Source organism: Pseudomonas sp. GD04015 (assembly GCF_029837675.1).
Lineage (GTDB): Bacteria > Pseudomonadota > Gammaproteobacteria > Pseudomonadales > Pseudomonadaceae > Aquipseudomonas > Aquipseudomonas paralcaligenes.
Genome location: NZ_JAOEEE010000013.1, coordinates 101857 through 122427, shown reverse-complemented (window position 1 = coordinate 122427; position 20571 = coordinate 101857). Strand labels below are relative to the sequence as shown.

General features: G+C 59.3%; 24 protein-coding genes and 1 pseudogene. 8 read left to right on the top strand and 17 right to left on the bottom strand.

The window, feature by feature from the left end; translation table 11 throughout:
• Position 1 precedes the first annotated feature (1 nt).
• The 14 genes from plsB to N7640_RS13560 form a co-directional block, all read right to left on the bottom strand.
• Positions 2-2488: a glycerol-3-phosphate 1-O-acyltransferase PlsB gene (gene plsB, locus N7640_RS13625; RefSeq protein WP_220814803.1), complete on the bottom strand. Its 2487-nt coding sequence runs from the start codon at positions 2486-2488 to the stop codon at positions 2-4.
• A gap of 211 nt (positions 2489-2699) precedes the next feature.
• The gene (locus N7640_RS13620) at positions 2700-3200 is read right to left on the bottom strand and encodes an N-acetyltransferase (RefSeq protein ID WP_279904326.1); all 501 of its coding nucleotides are present in this window, start codon (positions 3198-3200) and stop codon (positions 2700-2702) included.
• 199 nt (positions 3201-3399) lie between these two features.
• Positions 3400-3888 carry a hypothetical protein gene (locus N7640_RS13615; RefSeq protein WP_279904327.1) on the bottom strand — a complete coding sequence of 163 codons (489 nt, stop codon included), beginning with the start codon at positions 3886-3888 and terminating at the stop codon, positions 3400-3402.
• A 52-nt stretch (positions 3889-3940) separates the two neighbouring features.
• A complete protein-coding gene (locus tag N7640_RS13610; protein WP_279904328.1) occupies positions 3941-4465 on the bottom strand; it encodes a DUF6882 domain-containing protein in 525 nt (174 codons plus the stop codon).
• Between the two features lie 15 nt (positions 4466-4480).
• Positions 4481-4891 (bottom strand): hypothetical protein, encoded by a 411-nt coding sequence (locus N7640_RS13605; RefSeq protein WP_279904329.1) that lies wholly within the window; start codon positions 4889-4891, stop codon positions 4481-4483.
• 42 nt (positions 4892-4933) lie between these two features.
• Positions 4934-5317: a diacylglycerol kinase family protein gene (locus tag N7640_RS13600; RefSeq protein WP_279904330.1), complete on the bottom strand. Its 384-nt coding sequence runs from the start codon at positions 5315-5317 to the stop codon at positions 4934-4936.
• 82 nt (positions 5318-5399) lie between these two features.
• Positions 5400-5723 (bottom strand): DUF2834 domain-containing protein, encoded by a 324-nt coding sequence (locus N7640_RS13595; RefSeq protein WP_279904331.1) that lies wholly within the window; start codon positions 5721-5723, stop codon positions 5400-5402.
• A gap of 108 nt (positions 5724-5831) precedes the next feature.
• On the bottom strand, positions 5832-6164 hold the full coding sequence (locus N7640_RS13590; protein ID WP_279904332.1) for a hypothetical protein: 333 nt from the start codon (positions 6162-6164) through the stop codon (positions 5832-5834).
• Between the two features lie 139 nt (positions 6165-6303).
• On the bottom strand, positions 6304-6813 hold the full coding sequence (locus N7640_RS13585; RefSeq protein WP_279904333.1) for a GNAT family N-acetyltransferase: 510 nt from the start codon (positions 6811-6813) through the stop codon (positions 6304-6306).
• Between the two features lie 75 nt (positions 6814-6888).
• The gene (locus N7640_RS13580) at positions 6889-7836 is read right to left on the bottom strand and encodes a hypothetical protein (RefSeq protein WP_279904334.1); all 948 of its coding nucleotides are present in this window, start codon (positions 7834-7836) and stop codon (positions 6889-6891) included.
• A 60-nt stretch (positions 7837-7896) separates the two neighbouring features.
• Entirely contained in the window at positions 7897-8343 is a 447-nt protein-coding gene (locus N7640_RS13575; RefSeq protein ID WP_279904335.1) for a hypothetical protein, read from the bottom strand.
• 110 nt (positions 8344-8453) lie between these two features.
• Complete coding sequence (locus N7640_RS13570) at positions 8454-9086, bottom strand: hypothetical protein (RefSeq protein WP_279904336.1); 633 nt, start codon at positions 9084-9086, stop codon at positions 8454-8456.
• 90 nt (positions 9087-9176) lie between these two features.
• A complete protein-coding gene (locus N7640_RS13565; protein WP_279904337.1) occupies positions 9177-9989 on the bottom strand; it encodes an SEC-C metal-binding domain-containing protein in 813 nt (270 codons plus the stop codon).
• Positions 9982-10467 carry a hypothetical protein gene (locus N7640_RS13560; RefSeq protein ID WP_279904338.1) on the bottom strand — a complete coding sequence of 162 codons (486 nt, stop codon included), beginning with the start codon at positions 10465-10467 and terminating at the stop codon, positions 9982-9984. Before N7640_RS13560 ends, N7640_RS13565 begins: the two co-directional genes overlap by 8 nt.
• 164 nt (positions 10468-10631) lie before the next feature.
• On the opposite strand from N7640_RS13560, the pseudogene N7640_RS13555 reads away from it, so the two are divergent.
• From N7640_RS13555 to N7640_RS13520, 8 genes and pseudogenes are all read left to right on the top strand, one after another.
• Positions 10632-11561: pseudogene (locus N7640_RS13555) on the top strand (integron integrase).
• Positions 11562-11724: 163 nt separating this feature from the next.
• Positions 11725-12645, top strand: coding sequence for an ATP-binding cassette domain-containing protein (locus N7640_RS13550; protein WP_279904339.1), 921 nt, complete (start codon positions 11725-11727; stop codon positions 12643-12645).
• Entirely contained in the window at positions 12642-13373 is a 732-nt protein-coding gene (locus N7640_RS13545) for an ABC transporter permease subunit (RefSeq protein WP_279904340.1), read from the top strand. The genes N7640_RS13550 and N7640_RS13545 overlap by 4 nt, the downstream gene beginning before the upstream one ends.
• A gap of 2 nt (positions 13374-13375) precedes the next feature.
• On the top strand, positions 13376-15208 hold the full coding sequence (locus tag N7640_RS13540; RefSeq protein WP_279904341.1) for a Gldg family protein: 1833 nt from the start codon (positions 13376-13378) through the stop codon (positions 15206-15208).
• A gap of 138 nt (positions 15209-15346) precedes the next feature.
• On the top strand, positions 15347-15808 hold the full coding sequence (locus N7640_RS13535; protein WP_279904342.1) for a hypothetical protein: 462 nt from the start codon (positions 15347-15349) through the stop codon (positions 15806-15808).
• Entirely contained in the window at positions 15805-16317 is a 513-nt protein-coding gene (locus tag N7640_RS13530) for an ankyrin repeat domain-containing protein (RefSeq protein WP_279904343.1), read from the top strand. The genes N7640_RS13535 and N7640_RS13530 overlap by 4 nt, the downstream gene beginning before the upstream one ends.
• A gap of 115 nt (positions 16318-16432) precedes the next feature.
• The gene (locus N7640_RS13525; RefSeq protein WP_279904344.1) at positions 16433-17410 is read left to right on the top strand and encodes a DUF4340 domain-containing protein; all 978 of its coding nucleotides are present in this window, start codon (positions 16433-16435) and stop codon (positions 17408-17410) included.
• Between the two features lie 229 nt (positions 17411-17639).
• A complete protein-coding gene (locus N7640_RS13520) occupies positions 17640-17849 on the top strand; it encodes a cold-shock protein (RefSeq protein WP_220814828.1) in 210 nt (69 codons plus the stop codon).
• A 180-nt stretch (positions 17850-18029) separates the two neighbouring features.
• Here N7640_RS13520 and N7640_RS13515 read toward each other — a convergent pair whose 3' ends face one another.
• The 3 genes from N7640_RS13515 to dapE all read right to left on the bottom strand — a co-directional run bounded on the left by N7640_RS13515 (position 18030) and on the right by dapE (position 20502).
• Positions 18030-18401: a hypothetical protein gene (locus N7640_RS13515; RefSeq protein WP_279904345.1), complete on the bottom strand. Its 372-nt coding sequence runs from the start codon at positions 18399-18401 to the stop codon at positions 18030-18032.
• Between the two features lie 11 nt (positions 18402-18412).
• Positions 18413-19216, bottom strand: coding sequence for a putative RNA methyltransferase (locus N7640_RS13510; RefSeq protein WP_279904346.1), 804 nt, complete (start codon positions 19214-19216; stop codon positions 18413-18415).
• A 146-nt stretch (positions 19217-19362) separates the two neighbouring features.
• Complete coding sequence (gene dapE / locus N7640_RS13505) at positions 19363-20502, bottom strand: succinyl-diaminopimelate desuccinylase (protein ID WP_279904347.1); 1140 nt, start codon at positions 20500-20502, stop codon at positions 19363-19365.
• Positions 20503-20571 lie beyond the last annotated feature (69 nt).

Here is a 20571-nt window from a genome sequence, read left to right as displayed (position 1 = left end):
ATCAGGCGGGCTCGACCGGGTCTTCTTCGCGCTCCAGCGCCACCTGGCGGATGGACAGGCGGATCTCCGCGGGCAGCACGCGCTTGGCCACACCCTCCACCAGCTCCGCCAGCTGCGGGTGGTGGCTGAGCTTGCCTTCGCCGTTCTGGCGCAGCACGCCCTGGTCCAGCAGGGTCTGGATGAAGTGGCGGAACAGGCTCTTGTCGAAGAACTCCGGGGCGTTGAGACCGTGGAGGATCGAAAGGCGCTGGGCCATCACCACGCACAGGTTCTCCAGCTCCTCGGCGCTCAGCGCGTACTGGCCGGCGTTGATCAGCAGGGCGGTGGCCATGTAGAAGCGCTGCAGGGTCTGCACGATGGCGCGGGCCAGCAGAGTGAGCAGGACGAACTGGCGCGAGCTGGGTGCCGGGCGCACGAACATGTCGTCCTCGCGGCGCAGCAGGTCCTGCTCGACGAAGGCCTCCAGCCACTGGTCCACGACGCCCTCCAGCTCATCCACCGACCAGCGGATGAACAGCTCCGACTGCAGATAGGGGTAGAGCGCGGTGGAGTAGCGCAGGATCTGCTCGCGACTCATCCGCGAGCTGCTGAGGAAGAAGCTCGCCAGCAGCGCAGGCAGCGCGAATACGTGCAGCACGTTGTTGCGGTAGTAGGTCATCAGGACGGCGTTCTGCTCGTCCAGATAGAGAATCTTGCCCAGGGCGTCCTTCTGCTCGGCCAGCAGGTCCATGCTCTGCACGTAGCGGATCAGGTCCTGGCCATCGCCGTCCGGCAGGGTGGCGTGGGGCGAGTAGGGCACCTTGCGCAGCAGCGCCAGGTACAGGTCGAGCACCCGGGCCAGGGCCTTCTCGTCCAGCGCCAGCTTGCTGGTGGAGAGCAGGGCCAGGCCGACCAGGTTGACCGGGTTGATCGCCGCTGCCTCGTTGAGGTGCTGCGCCACCTGCGCGCCGAGGCGGTTGGTGGTGCGGTTCAGCCACTCGGGGCGGTACTGGTCGCCGTAGTCCTGGGTGCGCCAGCCGGGCTGCTCGGCGTCGAGGAACTCGGCTAGCTTGATCGGCTCGCCGAAGTTGACCCGGACGCTGCCGAAGCGCTGTTTGCGGATGGCACCGATGACCTTGAAGATGTCGAAGATCGACTCCTTCTTCTTCGCCGCGCCGCGCAGTTCGCCCAGGTAGGTGCGGCCTTCGAGCACGCGCTCGTAGCCGATGTAGACCGGCACGAAGGCGATCGGCAGGCGCGAGGAGCGCAGGAAGCTGCGCAGGGTGATCGCCAGCATGCCGGTTTTCGGCTGCAGGGTGCGCCCGGTGCGTGAACGGCCGCCCTCGACGAAATACTCGACCGGGAAGCCCTTGCTGAACAGGGTGTGCAGGTATTCGTTGAATACTGCGGTGTACAGCGGGTTGCCCTTGAAGGTACGGCGCATGAAGAAGGCGCCGCCGCGGCGCAGCAGACCGCCGACCACCGGCATGTTGAGATTGATGCCTGCGGCGATGTGCGGCGGGGTCAGGCCGTTGCGGAACAGCAGGTAGGACAGCAGCAGGTAGTCGATATGGCTGCGGTGGCAGGGCACGTAGATGATCTCGTGGCCATGGGCGATGTCGCGCACCGCCTCCAGATGGTTGACCTGGATGCCCTCGTACAGCTTGTTCCAGAACCAGCTCAGCACCGTTTCTAGGAAGCGGATGGCGGTGTAGGTGTAGTCCGAGGCGATCTCGTTGCCGTAGCGCAGGGCCTGCGCTTCGGCCTTCTCCTGGCTGATCTTCTCGCGCTCCATCTCCTCGCGGATGGCCTGGCGCACCTGCGGGCCATGGATCAGCCCCTTGACCAGGTTGCGCCGGTGCGACACGTCCGGGCCGATCACGGCGGCCTTCTGGTTGCGGAAATGCACTCGCAGGATGCGCTGCACCATGCGCAGGGTGCGTTCGCGCCCCTTGCCCTGGTCGAGCAGTTCGCGCAGGTGGATGGGCGCGGAGAACTGCACACGGGTCTTGCGCCCGAGGATGAGGATGCTGACCAGCTTGCGCAGGCGCCCGGTGACCGCCCAGGTGTCGGCGAACAGCAGCTTCCACGGGCTGGTCTCGCGGTCCGGCGACTGGCCCCAGAACACGCTGACCGGGACTATCTGGGCGTCGTCCAGGGCATTGCCGTCGAGGCTGGCGAGGATGCGCTGCAGGGTGGGCGGGGCGCCGCGCTTGTCGTGCCCGCCGAACCAGCTGGGCGAGCGGGTCAGGTAGAAGAAGCCGGCCGGCTCGAGCTGGCCGCCGAGCGCCACCGGCAGCACCGGGCGCGGCAGGCCGGCCTTGGTGCACTCCCTGTCCACCACCGCCAGGTCCGCCGCCGAGGGCTGCTGCAGCACATAGAACACCGGCTTGCCGCGATCCAGGCGCAGGTTGAAGGACGACTGGTTGATGGTTTCCGAGCGTACCCAGAGATACAGCAGGCGACGCAGGGCACCGAAGGCAAGGCGGCGGAAGGGGGAGCGGGTCATAGGTTACGACTGTGAAACGAGCGGTCGCTCGGGGCGGCTAGTGTGCCGCAAGCCCGCGTGGCGGGCAAAATCTCTCGTTCCCGCTGGTGGTGTCATGGGGTGATCATGCGTGACCACGAAGGATGTCCAGGCTGCCCGCCTGGAGCCGCATTCCAGGCATAACCGTCTGCGGATTCCACACCTGTGCGCAGTCGCATGGCGAAGCGAATGGCTACGCCTTGGCTTCAAACGCTTCGTGGTAAGAAACCGTGCCCGTGGGGTGCGGACCCTTGAACGAAATGGCCTGGAAGTATTCTGGTGGTACGCCGGGCAGTACCAGCCCTGGGGCCACGACGAAACCGAAGCGGGAATAGTAGGCAGGCTCTCCCAGCACTACGCATCCGGATGCGCCACTGGACTGCAACTGGTCGAGTGCAGCCCGCATGAGTTGGGCGCCGACGCCTGCCCCTTGCCGTTCCGGCTGGACGGAAATGGGGCCGAGTCCATACCACCCCGCTGCACCGCTTGAAATGGTTACGGGCGATACCGCGACATGTCCAATGACCGCACCATCGTCTTCCGCAACAAACGACACGGACAGCGCCCCAGAGTTGCGCAGTTCCCGAACAATGAACTGTTCCGTGTGGTCGGTGTGAGCCGCATTTCTGAATGCTGCGGTAGTCACTGTTGCAATGGCAGAGGCGTCCGAGGGGAGTTCGCTTCGGATTTTCATGGTGCTTGATCCTGGCCAGGCTTGATTAGGCGGTGGGGTGTTAGGTTATGTACGAAAAGTGCCTGCGCTCGGCGATGCGTCGTTAAAAATCGGTTCGGAATGCTCATTTACCATTCGTAAACTCGCATGCGAGCCCAGTCCGCTTCCTCACCGTTTTTTGCCTAGCCTAGCCTTCGCTCGACGACTTTTCGTACATAACCTAGTCCAAGGCGGGTGAATGAGACAGTTGGATCGGGCTGCGCGCGCCGAGGGTGCGGTATATGGAATATACAACGGCGTATTTAAGCTCGGCCTCTGAAAGCCCGTCCAGATCGTTATTTTTCACCTTGCTTAACGAGGTTGGGGGGAGATGTACCTCTGCTAGATTTCTGGCGAAACTGGCAAGCTTGTACTCTTCGGCGCCGCCGATATCTGGTGTAATTGCTAGAGGAACTCCTAAGAGGGTACGCGCATAAAAGGAGGGGGATATTTCCCGTGATGTGGCTAGGTCACCCTTGATTCCGAAGTAAAATCGATCACCCTCTGCATCCTCTAGCTCAATGGTTAGAGATCCGCCGTCAGTGAAGATAAGGGCATCTATCGAGCTCAATGGAAAGGCAAGGCTAGGTAGGGCGTGCGCATAAAGATATAGACTCACCATGCTTGCTGGGATGGCGATTAGCGGGAGTGCTAGCCAGCTTGGTTTCATGCGTTGCCTCTGACGTTCGTTTCAGGTCCCTTCGAAGGCATCGAGTTAGATGCTAGGGGGACGATTTCTTGAGAGATATTTCCCCAAAGGTCATGAAGACGATAGGGCCGCCAGCATCGGCGCGATAACCTCCATTTGCTTCTGCAAGACGATTGGCGATGGCAACAAACTCCCAGGCTTCGTTCTCCGTAACCTTTATAACTCTAGTCGTGAACTTTGGAATTCCGTGCTTTTCTCCAAAGGCCTTTATTAGTTTTGCATGCTCCTGAAGGGGAGGGCTAACCGATGGGTGATCCCAGCCCCACATAAAACTGCTATCTGCTGGGTTGTAGGTGCCGATGATCTGAACTGGGGCTGAAGCCGTTTTCCCGTCAGAAAGTATCCACCAGATGAGACCGGTATCTTGATCTACATTCCAGCGCGCAGAGCTACCTATACCCCATATGTCTTGATGGGCTTCCGTTTGTATTCTTAAACCCTCCATCGAGGCAGCGGTGTAAGTGTTCAGGTCGAATTTCTCTTCTGCATGACCCATTGCCATAAAAAACAAAAAGAATGAAGTGATAAATGATCTCATGATGTTGTCAGGCTCCTAGTTGTTAGATTGCTGATGGTTCACCGAAACCTTGAATTCTGGGTTCGGGCCAAGCAGATGCTGCTTGGCCGCTGACGCAGCATACAGGGTAGTGGCCAGCAGCAAGGTGCTGCCGAGTAACGACAGCGCGAACCAGAAAGCCATGAACAGCGGTATGTCCGCGAGGTTTGGATACCGCAATACTACAAGCCATAGTACGCAGAAGGCCAAGAGAGCTCGGCTGAACCACTTGAGTGTGTAGATCGCTCGGCGAAGCATGAATTTGCTCAGGTGCTCACCTTGGGTTGGATAGGGGCCATGCCAGTCAAGTGCTGCACGTGAAACTAAATTGTTCGGAAAGCGACGTATGAGCCAAATGGTACTCGACAGTACCGCTACAAAGATGGCCAGCTTTAAGTAAAAGGTCATACAGAATTCTAATTTTTATCAGGGGTGGTCTTGAAAGGTTTTCTATATGAATGCCTTGATATATGGAGTGAAAATGATTGACCCAATGATTACAGCCCCTGCGGCACTAAGCAGTACAGCTCCTGCAGCGACATCTTTGGATTTTTTGACCAAAGGATGAAACTCGGGGGATGCTACGTCACACAGAAATTCGAAAGCTGTATTTAAAGCCTCGGACACCCAGACGGCCATGATGGATAGAATCAAAAGGCACCACTCTAGTGTGCTTATCTGAAGAAGAAATGCGATGAAGCTGACAGCCATGGCCGCAAGAAGGTGAATCCACGCATTGTGCTGGCTTTTGAGCATTTCTGTGATGCCATTTGCAGCGTGCCGAATGCTTCTGATTCTTCCCGTGAATGTAAAGGTTTCAGTATTGTTATTCATGAGGGGCCACATAAGGATTATGGTTAAGGGGCCGGCTTTAGCCGGTCCCGAGTGAGCGAGGCGAGTGGTCTTGAGTCAATTTTTATGTTTCACCTGCGCTACGCTCTTTTGAAAGGTCTTTGATAACAAGATAGAGTAGTGGGCCGATAGATACAAAGACGATAGTAATTGCGAGGTACGGAGCCACGGCAATAAATGGCTTGTTGCGTGCTTTGTTGTCTTGATACATCCAGATGCTAGCAAGCGCGGCCAGGATGTAGAGATCGATTACGACCTGAGCAGTGTCAAGGCTTGACATTAGTTCTATGCCGAACTGGATGAGCGACTGTTCAGCCTGTGACATTACAAATGCTGTGTAGGCTGTAAATGCCAGAAGAGCAATTAATGGCAATGCTGCTTTTCTCATGGCATCCTCCTTGGTTGATGGTGATACATGACGATTAAGCTAACGGGCGGCCAAAAGCGTAGCTTTTGGACGTCCAGCGAACGAAGTGAGCAACAGGTGAGCGCATTGTTATGCAGCATGCACTGTGCATTTTCTATTACTTCTTACTGCTGTGATTAAAGCCAATATGCTTGCAGCTAACAGCATGTATGGCTCGATGCGGTATGCGTAACTCACGATGCTTAGATAAGGCTCTGTTGGGTTGCATATACCTTCAGTGCATGGCATCGGGATGACCGCAGGGATTACAAATTGCACTAATTTAGCAATTGCACAGGCTGCAAGCAGTGAAAATGCTGTGAGAGCAATTTTTGAACGATGCCGTGTCATCAGAAATAGCGCTGCTGCTAGTAGGGCGAAGCAGGCTGAGAACAGCAACAGATCAAAGCGCACTATGGTCATGGCGTGGCTCACTGATTTTATTGATGTGCATAACGCTCAAGGTAAGCGGCGCCGGAGCACCGAAGGTGCGTAGGGCACCAACACAGGCCATGAGAATGCCGAAGGCATGGCCTGTGTTGGTGTCCGCTTGACCGCCCAGTTAGGCGACGCGGCCTTGCCCAGCGAGTTGTTTTGCGTAGATGCTATATGGGACACCGTGGATTGATGGTGCTTCACGAACGAACTCAAACCCCATGGATAGGTACATCGGAAGCGCCACAGACATGATGGCGCTAGTGTGGAGGCCGAACACGTCGGCTCCGTCACGCTGAGCCTTTGCAATGCAAGCGTTGGCAAGTGTGCGGCCAATGCCTTTACCGCGTGATTCTGGGCAAACAACGAGCATTCGCATGACAGCCCATGTACTTGGAAAAAACGAGCTCTTTAGAGCCTGGGGACCAAGGTACGCAACTGCCCCCACGACTGTTTCGCCAGATGCCGCAACGATGATCTCGCCCGTTTCCGCCAGCGAAGACATGCATGCGATTTTTGCCCTGAAGCCTGGCCAGTCTTCGTATTGGCCAGCGAACTGCTCAAACGCGGCAACACCAAGTGCATTGACGGCGTCAATGTCAGTTGGCTGAAAATCGCGCAGACCTGTCGAGTGCATGAGTTGCCTAACGTTTGGTTAAGGGGCGGGCTTTAGCCCGTCCCAGTGAGCGAAGCGAACGGTTTGAACCACTAGTTAGAGGGATGTAGTAAAAATGCGGATACTGCTATCCCTTCTTATGCAGCGTTCTACTTTCTTGTATGCATGGTCAATTTTTTTAGTGAATGCTACGGCGAAATATCGGTGAAACGCTATTTCTAAGCAAACAAGTTGCAAGAAAATTGCTTCATCGCCGAAGTGGCGCTGCTTTTCTGGATTCCAATTATCAGTTCTATTCTTATTTGGATGATGTAACGAGCCTCTGGCAAGAATTAATATTTCCAGAATTTTTCTGGTATCCGATGCTCGCAGCTTTTCTACGAAAGATCTTGAGAGTAACCCGTTGAGTTCAGGTTTCTCTAAGGTGTTCTTAATGCTAGATGTTAGCTCAGTGGATTTCATGAATTCATCTAGAGTTGCATTTTTCCCTGACTTGCCATTTCCGTACAAGAACTCTAGAAAAAAGAAAAGATTGTAATATGCTTCAATAAAGCGATGAGAGTTTGCATCGGTGCTTCCGCGGCTGAAAAATGTCAATGCAGGGTCGTGATTTTTTTCTATGCAGCCTACCAATACTGAACGTATAAATAATGGTGTTGTTAGATGCTTGGCAGATGTGGCAGCGGCTGGTCCACCATTGAGATCAACTTGGATGCTAGATGGTTTATCGTTAATTATCCATTGGACACGTCTCTTTTCAAAGAGAAACTCTACACAGCTATGGCTAAATAAAGAAAAGCCGTTACCTATCTGAAGAACTATTTCTTCAATTTCACGAGCTCTAGGCTCATTAGTTACTAGATTGTCACCTATCCTTTCTTCGGTTGTCGGCGAGCTTGGAATAGGGCACTTTATTACAAGATGGCTCAATATTCCTGAACGAATAAAGAATTCAATTTCAATATCGTCTACTTGAAAGGCTAAAGGCTTATCAATAGATACATTCCCAACTATAGGGATTGTGTATACGCAGTAGGAGGTCACTTTTCCCTCTAACGCCTGAATTAAGCCGCGCCGCGAAGCGGCGTCGGCTTGAATGAATTGTTAGGCATCGCCCGCCACGACGGTAAGCAGCCAAGGGGCCGTGACGGGGATTTCCCATCGAAAAGTACAGAGCGGATTCTTCAGTCCGTCTTTGCGTGAAATTGCGACGATCAACTCTCCATCAATGCTGGCTGAGCGAAATGGTTCGGATTGTTCCGAATGCAATAGCCAGACTAATGCTCCGTCGCTTTCGCGGACCAAAGCAATAAAACCTGCTCCTTCCCATGGGGTGTCGCCGCCGAACACTCTGTAGCCCGGCAACACCGCAAGCTGCCCACCATCAATGCTTGACCAGTCACCAGGCGAGTGAGCCAGCAGCGGACCGATGGAGCGACGAGGAAGCTGTGGAACATTACTGACCAATGGGATATATGTGTCGTCCGAGAAAAATATCCCCTCCTCAATACGGCATTGCTCGGATAGCCAACGTTCTGTGATTGTGCTCATTTGGTTTTCTGATGCCTAACGATTAAGCTAACAGGCGGCCAAAAGCGTAGCTTTTGGACGTCCAGCGAACGAAGTGAGCGATAGTTGAGCGCATTGTTAGCCACACAAGCTCAGCTGTTGTCTTTGTATTTGTAGTATTCATGCCCTTTGCAAAGCGCTCTTTGTAAGGTGCCGTCAGCTCTTAAAATTGATAGCCCATAGCTTGTGTTTATATAAATCTCTCCTGAGTCTGTGATCCAGGACTCTTCTGGGGCAGCGTCTAGGCCAAATAAGACCTTGTAGTCTATGGATGATCCGCTTTTTGTTACAAGATAGATGCGGCCTTTGCTGGAAACTAGATGAGAAAGCCCAGCAACAACAATTAAGCCGTTATCAGTTCTGTACATGTCATGGATGTTGTCAGTGAGCAGGGTTTCGGATTTACCATTGGCGCCTACAGAAACTAGCTCTCCACCCCACTCGCCTCTATCGCTACCAATAAGCCAGCCGTCCCCCATTTTTACCGCCACGTGAGGAATCTGCTCAATAGGCGTGGCCTGCTGACCATTTTGGCCATAGCTATAGACAGTAGCGGTATAGCTCAATTTCTTAAGCTCATATTCGTTATTTTTAGATATGAGCTTTTCTGGTGATTGGGGTTCTTCTGTTCGGATGCATTCTATCGAGGAAAATGGTAGTGCTTGGACGTGAACCGAAAGGGAAAGCCCAAGAGTCAGAATTATTAATTTTATGGCTGGCTGCATAACTTTCTCTTGGTGGCTAACGCCATGGCTTTGTGGCGTACCGGAGCGTCAGCGTAGGTGCGTCCGACAACAGCCATTTGTTAGCCGCCATTAGTACGGGAACTTTTCAACTTCGGCGTTCTCGTTTAGGCCGTTTTTAAGCTCAAAATCCACATGCGGAATCTCAATTTCAACCTTATCCGCACAGCATTGTCCAAAGTTCTTGCCGCTCTGACAGGGGCATTTATGGTCTTCCGAGACAGAATGGAAACGAGCCTTCGGGAACTTTTTTGTTGTCCAATGGGCATCCCATTCATCGAATGGACTGCTGACATGCGAACAAAGATACTCTAAAAGAGAAAAATCCAGAGTTTCATCATCGTGAACTACGGAATATTTCTGCACAGGATTCGTGACAATCGAAATTTCTCGGATTTCCAGAACATGTGCTTGGTGCGTGCATAACTCTCCATTATATATGCGCCCCCTAATATGTTCGCATCTGGAGCGAGGACGAATCTTGTGGTTGCATATGCTGCAGGTGTAGTAGCCGACAACCATCGCCGGGCTTGCGAACACACAATATGGGTAAAGTGACTGCCATTTACTGACGTATTTTTCTACAAAATATGCACCCGAATTCTGATAGAACTCTTTGCTAGAGTTCTCTCCAAGAAATTTACAAGTAATTTCGCATTGCTCAAGTTCGCACCAGGCATCACGGTATTTCTGTTGCTTAATGTTATTGATGGCAATGACGTATGTTGAGACAATCTTCAGCGCTTGAATTTCTCGCCAAAGCTGATTGGCCTGACTTTCCTCGCCTTTCTCAGCGGCGATTCTTTTTGCATCAGCAAGTGCAGCGAGGGTTGATTCAACCTCAGTTTGATTATTCAGATTGACCGAATGGCGATTATCAGTCATCTGCGAATTCCTTCACTGCATTTAAGGCCTTTTCAACATTCTCAACTTTGCCGTCGTAACTCACAGTTACAGACGACTTATCCTTCTTCTCGATTATGAACTTAAGGGATATTTTGTCGCCGGGATTAGCCTTTAATTTATCGTATATATAGGACGAGATCACACCGCAAAACACTGGAATTACTATACTTTGGAATAAAAAGGTTCCAAGCCAGAGGTCAGCGCCATGAAGGCTCAGCTCCTTATATTCTTCATCTGTGGAATAGAGATCAGCATCTAGGCCGTTTTCATTCAGATAGTCAAGAGTATCAAGGCTTCCAGCATAAAAAGCGTCCTCAGAACCATGAGAAGGTAACAGCAATACACTTTTCCCTTGAATTTCGCTTGCTAAGGCCGGAACTGCTTGCTCGATTAGCTTCTGAAAGGTAGGTCCATCTTCCACCACCTCAAGGCGTTCAATTATTTCTGGGAATGCCATATCTAGAACTCCAGGTTGATTTGGCGGCTAACTATTATTAGGCGACATTGCTGTCGCGTTTCTCCACGACAGCTGTCGCATAATCTTCCTTGTCGTCCTGCAAGTCCTTGTCTAGCTTGAGAATGGTCACGGTAAACGCGACAGCATTCAGGGAGAAACGCGACATGGAGGAGGGCAAGCCCAAGCTGCTGGATCAGTTGCGCCAACAGATTCGGGTCAAAAACTATTCTATTCGTACCGAAACTGTCTATGCCGAGTGGGTGAAACGTTATATCCGCTTCCACCACTACCGGCATCCTTCGGAGATGGGGGTGGTGCGCGATGTTTCGGCCTCGACGCAAAATTAGACTTTGGCTGCTCTGTTGTTCATCTATAAGGAGGTACTCAAGCTGGAGCTACCCCGGCTGCAGGACGTCGTTCGCGCCAAGAAACCCCGGCACTTGCCGGTGGTGTTGACCCGTGAAGAGGTGGAGGTGCTGCTTGCGCAAATGCAGGGCGTGCAGTGGCTCGTTGCCAATGTGCTGTATGGCTCTGGCTTGCGTTTGCTGGAGGCGCTCAGGCTGCGGGTCAAGGACGTGGGTTTCACCCGGTGTGAAATTGTGGTGCGCGATGGCAAGGGCCAGAAGGACCGGGTGACCATGCTGCCGAAGCGTGTGAGCGAACCATTGCAGGCCTATCTGGAGAAGGTTCAGCGGTTGCACCGGGAGGACTTGGCCGAGGGCTTTGGCGAGGCCAATTTACCCTTCGCGCTGGCGCGCAAGTATCCGGGAGTTGCCAGGGAGTGGGGATGGCAGTTTGTCTTCCCGTCGGTCAATCGTTCGCGTGATCCTCATGGCCAGGAGATCTTTCGCCACCACCTGCACGAGAAGACCATCCAGCGAGCTGTGCGCGAGGCGGCGCGGCGTGCGGGTCTTATCAAGCATGCAACGCCTCATTCGTTGCGCCATTCCTTTGCGACACATCTGTTGGAGGCGGGCCAGGACATTCGTACCGTGCAGGAGTTGCTGGGGTACTCCGACGTGAAGACGACCATGATCTATACCCATGTGCTTAATCGGGGTGGTCTGGCGGTTCTGAGCCCGCTCGATCGCTGATCACCATATTCCATTTACTCCATATTTCAGCCGGCCACTGAACTTTTTCGCTGTGCTACTGTCTTGCCCTCGTCCGGGAACGTGCTGTTGCCCGGCGGTATTGCGGTCTGCGCCCCTGCGGCGATTTCGCTGGGCGCAGGCGCTTTCGCGACGGTGAGAGGCCATGATCGAAATAAGAAACCTGACCAAGCGTTTTGCCCATCACACGGCCGTCGACGGCCTCAGTTTCCAGGTCCGGCAGGGGGAAGTGCTGGGCTTTCTCGGTCCCAACGGGGCCGGTAAATCCACCACCATGAAGATGCTCACCGGGTTCCTGGCGCCGACCTCCGGCACCGCCAGCATCCTCGGCTTCGACATCCAGACCGACACGCTCAAGGCCCAACGGCAGATCGGCTACCTGCCGGAAGGCGCGCCCTGCTATGGCGACATGACGGTGCGCGGTTTCCTCGAGTTCATCGCCGAGGTGCGCGGCTTCCGCGGCGCCGAGAAGAAGCAGCGGGTGCAGCGCGCGGTCGAGCAGGTGGAGTTGCAGAAGGTGCTGGAGCAGAGCATCGAGACGCTGTCCAAGGGCTTCAAGCGCCGCGTCGGCCTGGCCCAGGCCATCCTTCACGATCCCAAGGTGCTGATCCTCGACGAGCCCACCGACGGCCTCGACCCCAACCAGAAGCACCAGGTGCGCCAGCTGATCCAGAGCCTGGCCAGGGACAAGATCGTGATCATCTCCACCCACATCCTCGAGGAGGTTTCCGCCGTGTGCACCCGCGCCGTGGTGATCGCCGCCGGCAAGGTGGTGGCCGACGGCACGCCGCTGGAGCTGGAGAGCCGCTCGCGCTACCACCAGGCGGTGACCCTGGTCGCCGCCGGCGAAGTGGACCGCGATGCCCTGGCCTCGCTGCCAGGCGTGATCGCCGTGGAAGACAACGCCGAGGGCAGCCTGACCCTGGTGGCCCAGCCGGGCCAGGTGATCTTCCCACAGGTGAATGAGCTGATCCGCCAGCGCGGCTGGCACGTGAAGGAGCTGGACGTGGAGCGCGGCCGGCTCGACGAGGTGTTCCGCAGCCTGACCCGGGGGGAGGCGGCATGAAGCAGTTGCCCGTAGTCTTCAAGCGCGAGCTGGCCAGCTATTTCGCCACACCGCTCGCCTATGTGTTCATCCTGATCTTCCTGGTGCTGTCCGGGGTCTTCACCTTCTACCTCGGCGGCTTCTACGAGAGCGGCCAGGCGGACCTGTCGCCGTTCTTCAACTTCCATCCCTGGCTGTACCTGTTCCTGGTACCGGCCATCGCCATGCGCCTGTGGGCCGAGGAGCGCAAGTCCGGCTCCATCGAGCTGCTGATGACCCTGCCGATCACCCGCACCGAGGCGGTGCTGGGTAAGTTCCTTGCCGCCTGGGTGTTCGCCGGTATCGCCCTGCTGCTGACCTTCCCGATGATCATCACGGTCAACTATCTGGGCCAGCCGGACAACGGCGCGATCTTCACCGGCTACTTCGGCAGCTGGCTGCTGGCGGGCTCTTATCTCGCCATCGGCTCGTGCATGTCGGCCCTGGCGAAGAACCAGGTGATCGCCTTCATCCTCGCCGTGAGCGCCTGCTTCCTGTTCATCGTCAGCGGCTTCCCGATGGTGCTCGACGCGCTGTCCTGGGCGCCGCAGTGGCTGCTCGACGCGGTCGCCTCGCTGAGCTTCCTGACCCGCTTCGACGCAATCAGCAAGGGCGTGATCGACCTGCGCGACCTGCTCTATTTCATATCCCTGATGGCCGCCTGGCTCGCCGCCACCGCCATCGTGGTCGATCTGAAGAAGGCTGACTGACCATGAAGAAACTGATGTATTCCGGCGCCGGCCTGCTGCTGATCGCCGTGGCCTTCCTGGCCTTCAACATGCTCTCGGCCCTGGGCCTGGGCAACATCCGCCTGGACCTGACCGAGCAGAAGCTCTACACCATCTCCGAGGGCACCGAGCGCATCCTCGGCGAGCTGGACGAGCCCATCAACCTGTACTTCTTCTATTCCGACAAGGCCGCCCGCGACCTACCGGTGCTGCGCAACTACGCCATGCGCGTGGAGGAAATGCTCAAGGCCTACGAGCGCGAGGCGAACGGCAAGATCAAGCTGCACATCGTCGACCCCGAGCCGTTCTCCGAGGACGAGGACAAGGCCGCCGGCTTCGGCCTGCAGGCCGTGCCGGCCAACCAGAGCGGCGAGCAGATCTACTTCGGCCTGGCCGGCACCAACGCGGTGGACGACAAGCAGGTCATCCCGTTCTTCCCGCTGGACCAGGAGGAGTTCCTCGAATACCAGCTGAGCCAGCTGGTGCAGGGCCTGGCCAAGCCGGAGCGGCCGGTGGTCGGCCTGCTCTCCGGGCTGCAGCTCAACGGCGGCTTCGACATGGCGGCGCGCCAGCCGACGCCGCCCTGGATGGTGATGGAGGAAGTCCGCCAGCTGTTCCGGATCGACAGCCTCAAGGCCGGCATCGACAAGATCCCGGACGAGGTCTCGGTGCTGCTGCTGGTGCATCCGAAGCACCTGCCGGAGCCGACCCTGTACGCCGTCGACCAGTTCGTCCTGCGTGGCGGCAAGCTGCTGGTGTTCGTCGACCCGCTCGCCGAGGCGGACAACGCCCAGCCGATGATGCCGGGCGACGAGCAGGACAAAGCGTCCGACTTGGAACCGCTGTTCAAGGCCTGGGGCCTGCGCATGGTGCCGGGCAAGGTGCTGGGCGACGGCTCCTACGCGATCTCGGTGAGCATGGGGCAGGGCCAGCGCCCGGCGCGTCATGCGGCCTGGCTGGCGTTGCCGCAGCGGGCCATGAGCCAGGACGACGTGGCCACCGCCGGCCTGGAGAGCATCAACATCGCCACCGCCGGCATCCTCGAACCGGTCGAGGGCGCCAGGACCCGTTTCGTGCCGCTGTTGCAAAGCTCTGAATACGCCATGCCGCTGGAGGTGGATCGCTTCGCCATGCTGGCCAACCCCGAGGAGCTGATGCGCGACCTGGAGCCGACCGGCGAGCGCTACGCCGTCGCCGCGCGCATCAGCGGCCCGGCCGAGTCCGCCTACCCGAACGGCATCGAGGGGCAGAAGGACGGCCTGAAGTCCGCGGAGAACATCAACGTGATCGCCGTGGCCGACACCGACGTGCTCACCGACCGCATGTGGGTGCAGGTGCAGGACTTCTTCGGCCAGCGCGTGCCGCAGCCGTTCGCCGACAACGCCGGCTTCGCGATCAACGCCCTGGACAACCTGTCCGGCAGCGACGCGCTGATCAGCGTGCGTTCCCGTGGCCGCTTCAGCCGCCCGTTCGAGGTGGTCGAGGCGCTGCAGCGCGACGCCGAGGCGCAGTTCCGGGTCAAGGAAGAGGACCTGCAGAAGCGCCTGGCCGAAACCGACCAGCAGCTCGCCTCGCTGCAGCAGCAGGACCCGGAAAAGGCGCTGGAACTGACCCCCGAGCAGCAGGCCGCGGTGCAGCAGTTCATCGCCGAGAAGCTGCGTATCCGCAAGGAGCTGCGCGAGGTGCGCTTCCAGCTCAACGCCAGGATCGAGGAGCTGGGCCGCACCCTCAAGCTGCTCAACATCCTCGCCGTGCCGCTGCTGTTGACCCTCGGCGTGCTGGCCCTGTGGCTGTGGCGCCGGCGCAAGGTTGCGTGAGTTTTACCGGGGAAGGGGCGTTTTGCCCTTTCCCCGAGATTGCGGCGGGCAGAGATGTGATCCGTTCCCACGCCTGACGTTTTCCGCTCGACTATGCTCGGCCGCTCCTATCCCAGCCCCTACCCAAGGAAGGTTTCCATGGCAGCCGATATCTACCTGCGCTCGTTCAGCGGCAATGAACTCGTCCTCGACGAGAACGAAACCCGTATCGCGTTGAAGTTCTTCTTTCCCCACGATGGCGCGCATATCGACGCCATGGCCGTCAACGATCAGCTCCGCTCCTTCGCCCAGGCACTGCTGGTGGCGGGCATCGACGCCACCTACGCGATGGGCTACGTCGAGGCGCTCTTTTCCAGCCTGGGTCGTTCGGGCGCGAACGCGGGCAAGCTGATCAAGGGCTTCGGCAAGAAGGCGGCCAAGCACTGGTTCAAGCACGCCAGGGCCAGCGACCTGATGGACGCGAAGATATACGAGTCGGTGCGCGTGGAGATGAGCCGGCGATTCCGCACCTACCTGCACACTGCGCAGGCGAGCGCGGCGCGTTATCGCAACCAGCTCGCCGTTGCCTGGCGGCCTGCCGGCCAGGGCGGGGTGGCATGATGAAGCGGATATTCGGTGCACTCGTCCTGTTGCTCGCGATCGGCGCGGGCATGGCGTTCTACGCGATGAGCAACTTCCGTATCGAGCAGCTCGTGCTGTGCAGTGAGCCCGGTACGGGCTTCGCCATTCCGGCGCCCCTGTGCCGCCAGTACCTGCTGCACTTCCGTATGAACCAGGACGACATCGATGACCTGCAGGCCGGTGGCGGCCTGGCGTTCGTGCTGGAGTCCGGCGCCCCCGGCAAGTTCGAACTGGCCGAGCGGTTCATCGACAAGGGCCTGGATGTGAATGCCGATGTCCGCCCGGGGCCCGGTGATCGAACCCATTCGGCCCTGCACAGTGCGGTCATCCTGAATCAGCCGGACAATGTCGCGTTTCTTCTCGAACACGGCGCCGACAAGGCCAAGCCGGACAGCGAGGGGCAGACGCCATTGCAAGTAGCGGAGCGGTTGCAGAGTGCGCAGCCGGACGAGAGCCGCGCCGAGGTCATCAGGCTTCTGCGCGAGTGAACCTCTCCCGGTGAAAGCGAGGGCGTCACGCCGGCATGGCCGACGCCCTTGTTCCTCCAGCCTCTCGCCGCTCGCTCCATTCAACTCCCATCCCTAGAGCGAGGAGAGCAACGCCATGAATCGCAGAACCCTGTCCATCCTGACCGTGCTGGTGCTGGCCCTGGTGGCCGGCTGGTACTTCACCCGTCAGGTGAGCAGGCCGCCGGTGCCGGTCCAGGCCGAGGCCTGGCTGCCGGGCCTGCGGCCGCAGCAGGTGTCCGCCATCGAAGTCCAGCGCGCCGACCAGCCTCTGGTGCGGATCGAACGTCGCGAACAGGGCTGGATACTGCCGGCCAAGGCCGATTACCCGGCCGACCCGGCGGCCGTGAGCACGCTGCTCAAGGCCCTGGCCGAGTCGCGCAAGGTCGAGCCGCGCACCGCCAACCCCGAACTCTACGGCCGTCTCGGCCTGGCCGAGGACGGAGACGCGCAGCAGCAGGCCGTGCGCCTCAAGCTGGAGCAGGGCGACCAGCCGCCGCGCGCGCTGCTGATCGGCAATGCCGGCCAGGGCGACGGCACCCTGGTGCGCGGTGCCGGCGAGGCCCAGAGCTGGCTGGTCAGCCAGCGCATCGAGCTGCCGACCACCGAGTTGGAGTGGCTGGACCGGCGCGTCGCCGCCGTGCCCTTCACAGCCGTGCGCGAACTGGAGCTGCGTCATGCCGGCGGCGAGCGCCTGACCCTGTTCCGCGACAAGGCCGAGGACGCCAACCTGCGCGTGCGCGAGCTGCCCAAAGGCAAGCGGCTGGCGTTCGACGGCGCCGCCAACAGTCTGGCCACCTTCTTCGCCAACCTACGTTTCGCCGACGCCGCGCCGCTGGCCCAGCTGACCTTCGAAGGCAAGCCCGCACTGCAGTTCAGGCTCGTCACCTTCGACGACAAGCGCCTGGAAGGGCGGGTGTTCGCCAAGGGCGAGCAGCACTGGCTGCTGCTGGAGAAGGGCAGCGATCTGTCCGCCGCCGAGCTGCCCGGGCGCAGCGACTGGGCCTATCGCATCGAGCCCTACCAGTATCTGAGCCTGGCCAAAAAGCTGACCGACCTGCTGGCCAAGGAGTGACAGAAAATCCCTGCAGCCCATGAGCCACGGGCCTTGCAGCCGGCCGAAAAAATCCCTTGGCAAGCCGAACGCTTGTTTTATACTCGCCAGGCGGTCGCATCAGGACGCCATTCGGAATACCGCTCCACGCTCGTATCGATCGGGGTCGGAAATGACGAAGAACAACGTTTGCGCCGAGCCGTCGAGCCCGCAAGGGCAACAATAAAATCGAGAATCGAGGGAAGTGGTAATGGCTGATCGTGAGATCGGAACCGTCAAGTGGTTCAATGATTCCAAGGGGTATGGCTTCATTCAACGCGAAAGCGGTCCGGACGTATTCGTCCACTACCGCGCCATCCGTGGCGAAGGCCACCGTTCTCTGGTCGAAGGCCAGCAGGTCGAGTTCTCCGTGATCCAGGGCCAGAAGGGCCTGCAAGCGGAAGATGTGTCCAAGGTCTGACGACCCGCGCGGCACAAAAAAGAAGGCCCGTCATCGACGGGCCTTCTGCTTTTTACGCTTTCTCTTTGGGGGATGGTCGGCGCTCGGAGTGGCCTGGCTGACCCTCACCCCCGGCCCCTCTCCCGGAGGGAGAGGGGAGTCCCGCGTGTAGGGCGGGTGAAACCCGCGATTGGCGCCGGATCAATCGGTTCGCCAGATGAATTCCTGCTCGCCTTCCGCATTGACCTTGATCCAGCGGTCCGCGTCTTCCTCGCCCTGTTCCTCGCTCCAGCCGCCGGTGGAGCAGCGGACCTCCACGCCGAGTGCGGCGAAGGCGGCGTGGGCGCAGGCGATGTCGTCCTGCCAGGGCGTGGCGCCGCTCTCCAGCATCAGGCTGTGCCATTTGCCCACGGCCCTGGGCAGGAACACCACCGGAATCTCGCCGGCCCGGCACTGGAAGGTCTGCCCGCGCTGCTGCCACTCGCTGCAGGAGCCGAGCGCTTCGCTCAGCCAGGCGGTGATGGCGTCCTGGCTGGCGTCCTTGAGGTAGATCTCGATATCGGGTTGGCGCATGGCGGGGCTCTCTAGATTCTCTCGATCCAATCGTAGCGAATGGCGACGGTGACTTCGAAGGGTTCGGCGATCACCGCGGCGCGGCGTTCGGCGCTGGCGCGCCAGCCGTGCGGGGTCATGGCCAGCAGGTCGGCGCGGGCCTGGGCATCGGCCAGCAGCAGCGGGAAGCTGATGGTCTCGCTGTGGGCCAGGCGCATGCTCTCGGGGATCAGTTCCAGATGCTTCTGGTCGTCGTAGTCGCGGACCTCGTCGTACAGCTTCTGCCGCAGTTCCATCAGGTGCACGCGGGTCGGGCCCATGCGCAGCAGGCCACCGCCGGGCTTGAGCAGGCGCAGCGCTTCCTGCCAGTCCAGCGGGCTGAACACGCTGGCCAGCAGGTCGCAGCTGGCATCGGACAGCGGCACGCGGGCCATGCTCGCCACCAGCCAGCTCAGCTGCGGCGCGCGCTTGCAGGCGCGCTTGACCGCCTCGCGGGAGATGTCCAGGGCGTAGCCGTCGGCGTCTGGCAGCAGCCCGGCGAGCTGGGCCGTGTAGTAGCCCTCGCCGCAACCGATATCCAGCCAGCTGCGCGGGCCGCGCTCGGCGGCCAGTTCGGCCAGGCGCCGGGCCAGCGGGGCGTAGTGGCCGCCGTCGAGGAAGCGCCGGCGCGCCTCGACCATGGCCTGGTTGTCGCCCGGGTCACGGCTGTTCTTGTGTTGCACCGGCAGCAGGTTGTAGTAGCCCTGGCGGGCGCGGTCGAAGCGATGATTGGCCGGGCAGGCCAGGCCGTTGTCGACCGTGCTGAGCGGCGCCTGGCAGATCGGGCAGGTCAACATGCGAAAAATCCATGAACAGGCCGTCGCGAGCGACCCGAGAGCAAGGCGGACGGAACGCAGCGACGAGACATATCGAATAGATAGGCGAGGAGCGAGTACCGCCCAACGCAGCTATCGGGTTGCGTAGCAGGCATGTTCATGGATTTTCATGCGAGGAGTTTGACCAGGGTCTGGTAGTAGACCTCGGTGAGCAGGTCCAGGTCGCTGGCCAGCACCCGCTCGTTGATCTGGTGGATGGTGGCGTTGACCGGGCCCAGCTCGACCACTTGGGTACCCAGGGTGGCGATGAAGCGCCCGTCCGAGGTGCCGCCGGAGGTGGACGGCGTGGTCTCGCGGCCGGTGACGGCGCGGATGCTGGCGGCCACGGCATCGAGCAGCTCGCCCGGCTGGGTGAGGAAGGGCAGGCCCGACAGCGACCAGTCGATGTGGTAGTCCAGGCCGTACTTGTCGAGGATGTCGGTGACCCGCTGCTGCAGGCCTTCCACGGTCGATTCGGTGGAGAAGCGGAAGTTGAACACCGCCTTCAGCTCGCCGGGAATGACGTTGGTGGCGCCGGTGCCGGAGTTAAGGTTGGAGACCTGGAAGCTGGTCGGCGGGAAGTAGGCATTGCCGTCGTCCCAGTGCTCCGCAGCCAGTTCGGCCAGGGCGCCGGCGGCCAGGTGGATGGGGTTCTTCGCCAGATGCGGGTAGGCCACGTGGCCCTGCTTGCCGTACACGGTGAGGTTGCCGCCGAGGGAGCCGCGCCGGCCGTTCTTCACCACGTCGCCGAGCAGGGTGGTACTGGAGGGTTCGCCGACGATGCACCAGTCCAGCCGCTCGCCGCGTTCGCGCAGGCGCTCGACCACCGCCTTGGTGCCGTACTGGGCAGGGCCTTCCTCGTCGCTGGTGATGAGGAAGGCGATGGCGCCTTTGTGGTCCGGGTGGTCGGCGACGAAGCGCTCCACGGCGACGATCATCGACGCCAGGCTGCCCTTCATGTCCGCTGCGCCGCGGCCGCAGAGCATGCCTTGCTGGTCGACGCAGACCTCGAACGGCTGGTACTGCCAGGCGTCCAGCGGGCCGGTCGGCACCACGTCGGTGTGGCCGGCGAAGCACAGCACCGGGCCCTCGCCGCCGCGCCGCGCCCAGAAGTTCTCCACATCCTCTATGCGCATCGGTTCGACCGCGAAGCCCACCGCGGCCAGGCGCCGCATCATCAGTTCCTGGCAACCCTCGTCGACCGGGGTGACGGAGGGACGGCGGATCAGGTCGAAGGCCAGTTCGAGGGTGGGGGAAAGGGCGGTCATTGCGGCTCCGGAGCGGCGGATATCGGAAAGCTCGCCATCTTAAAGCAAAACGGCGGCCCCAAGGCCGCC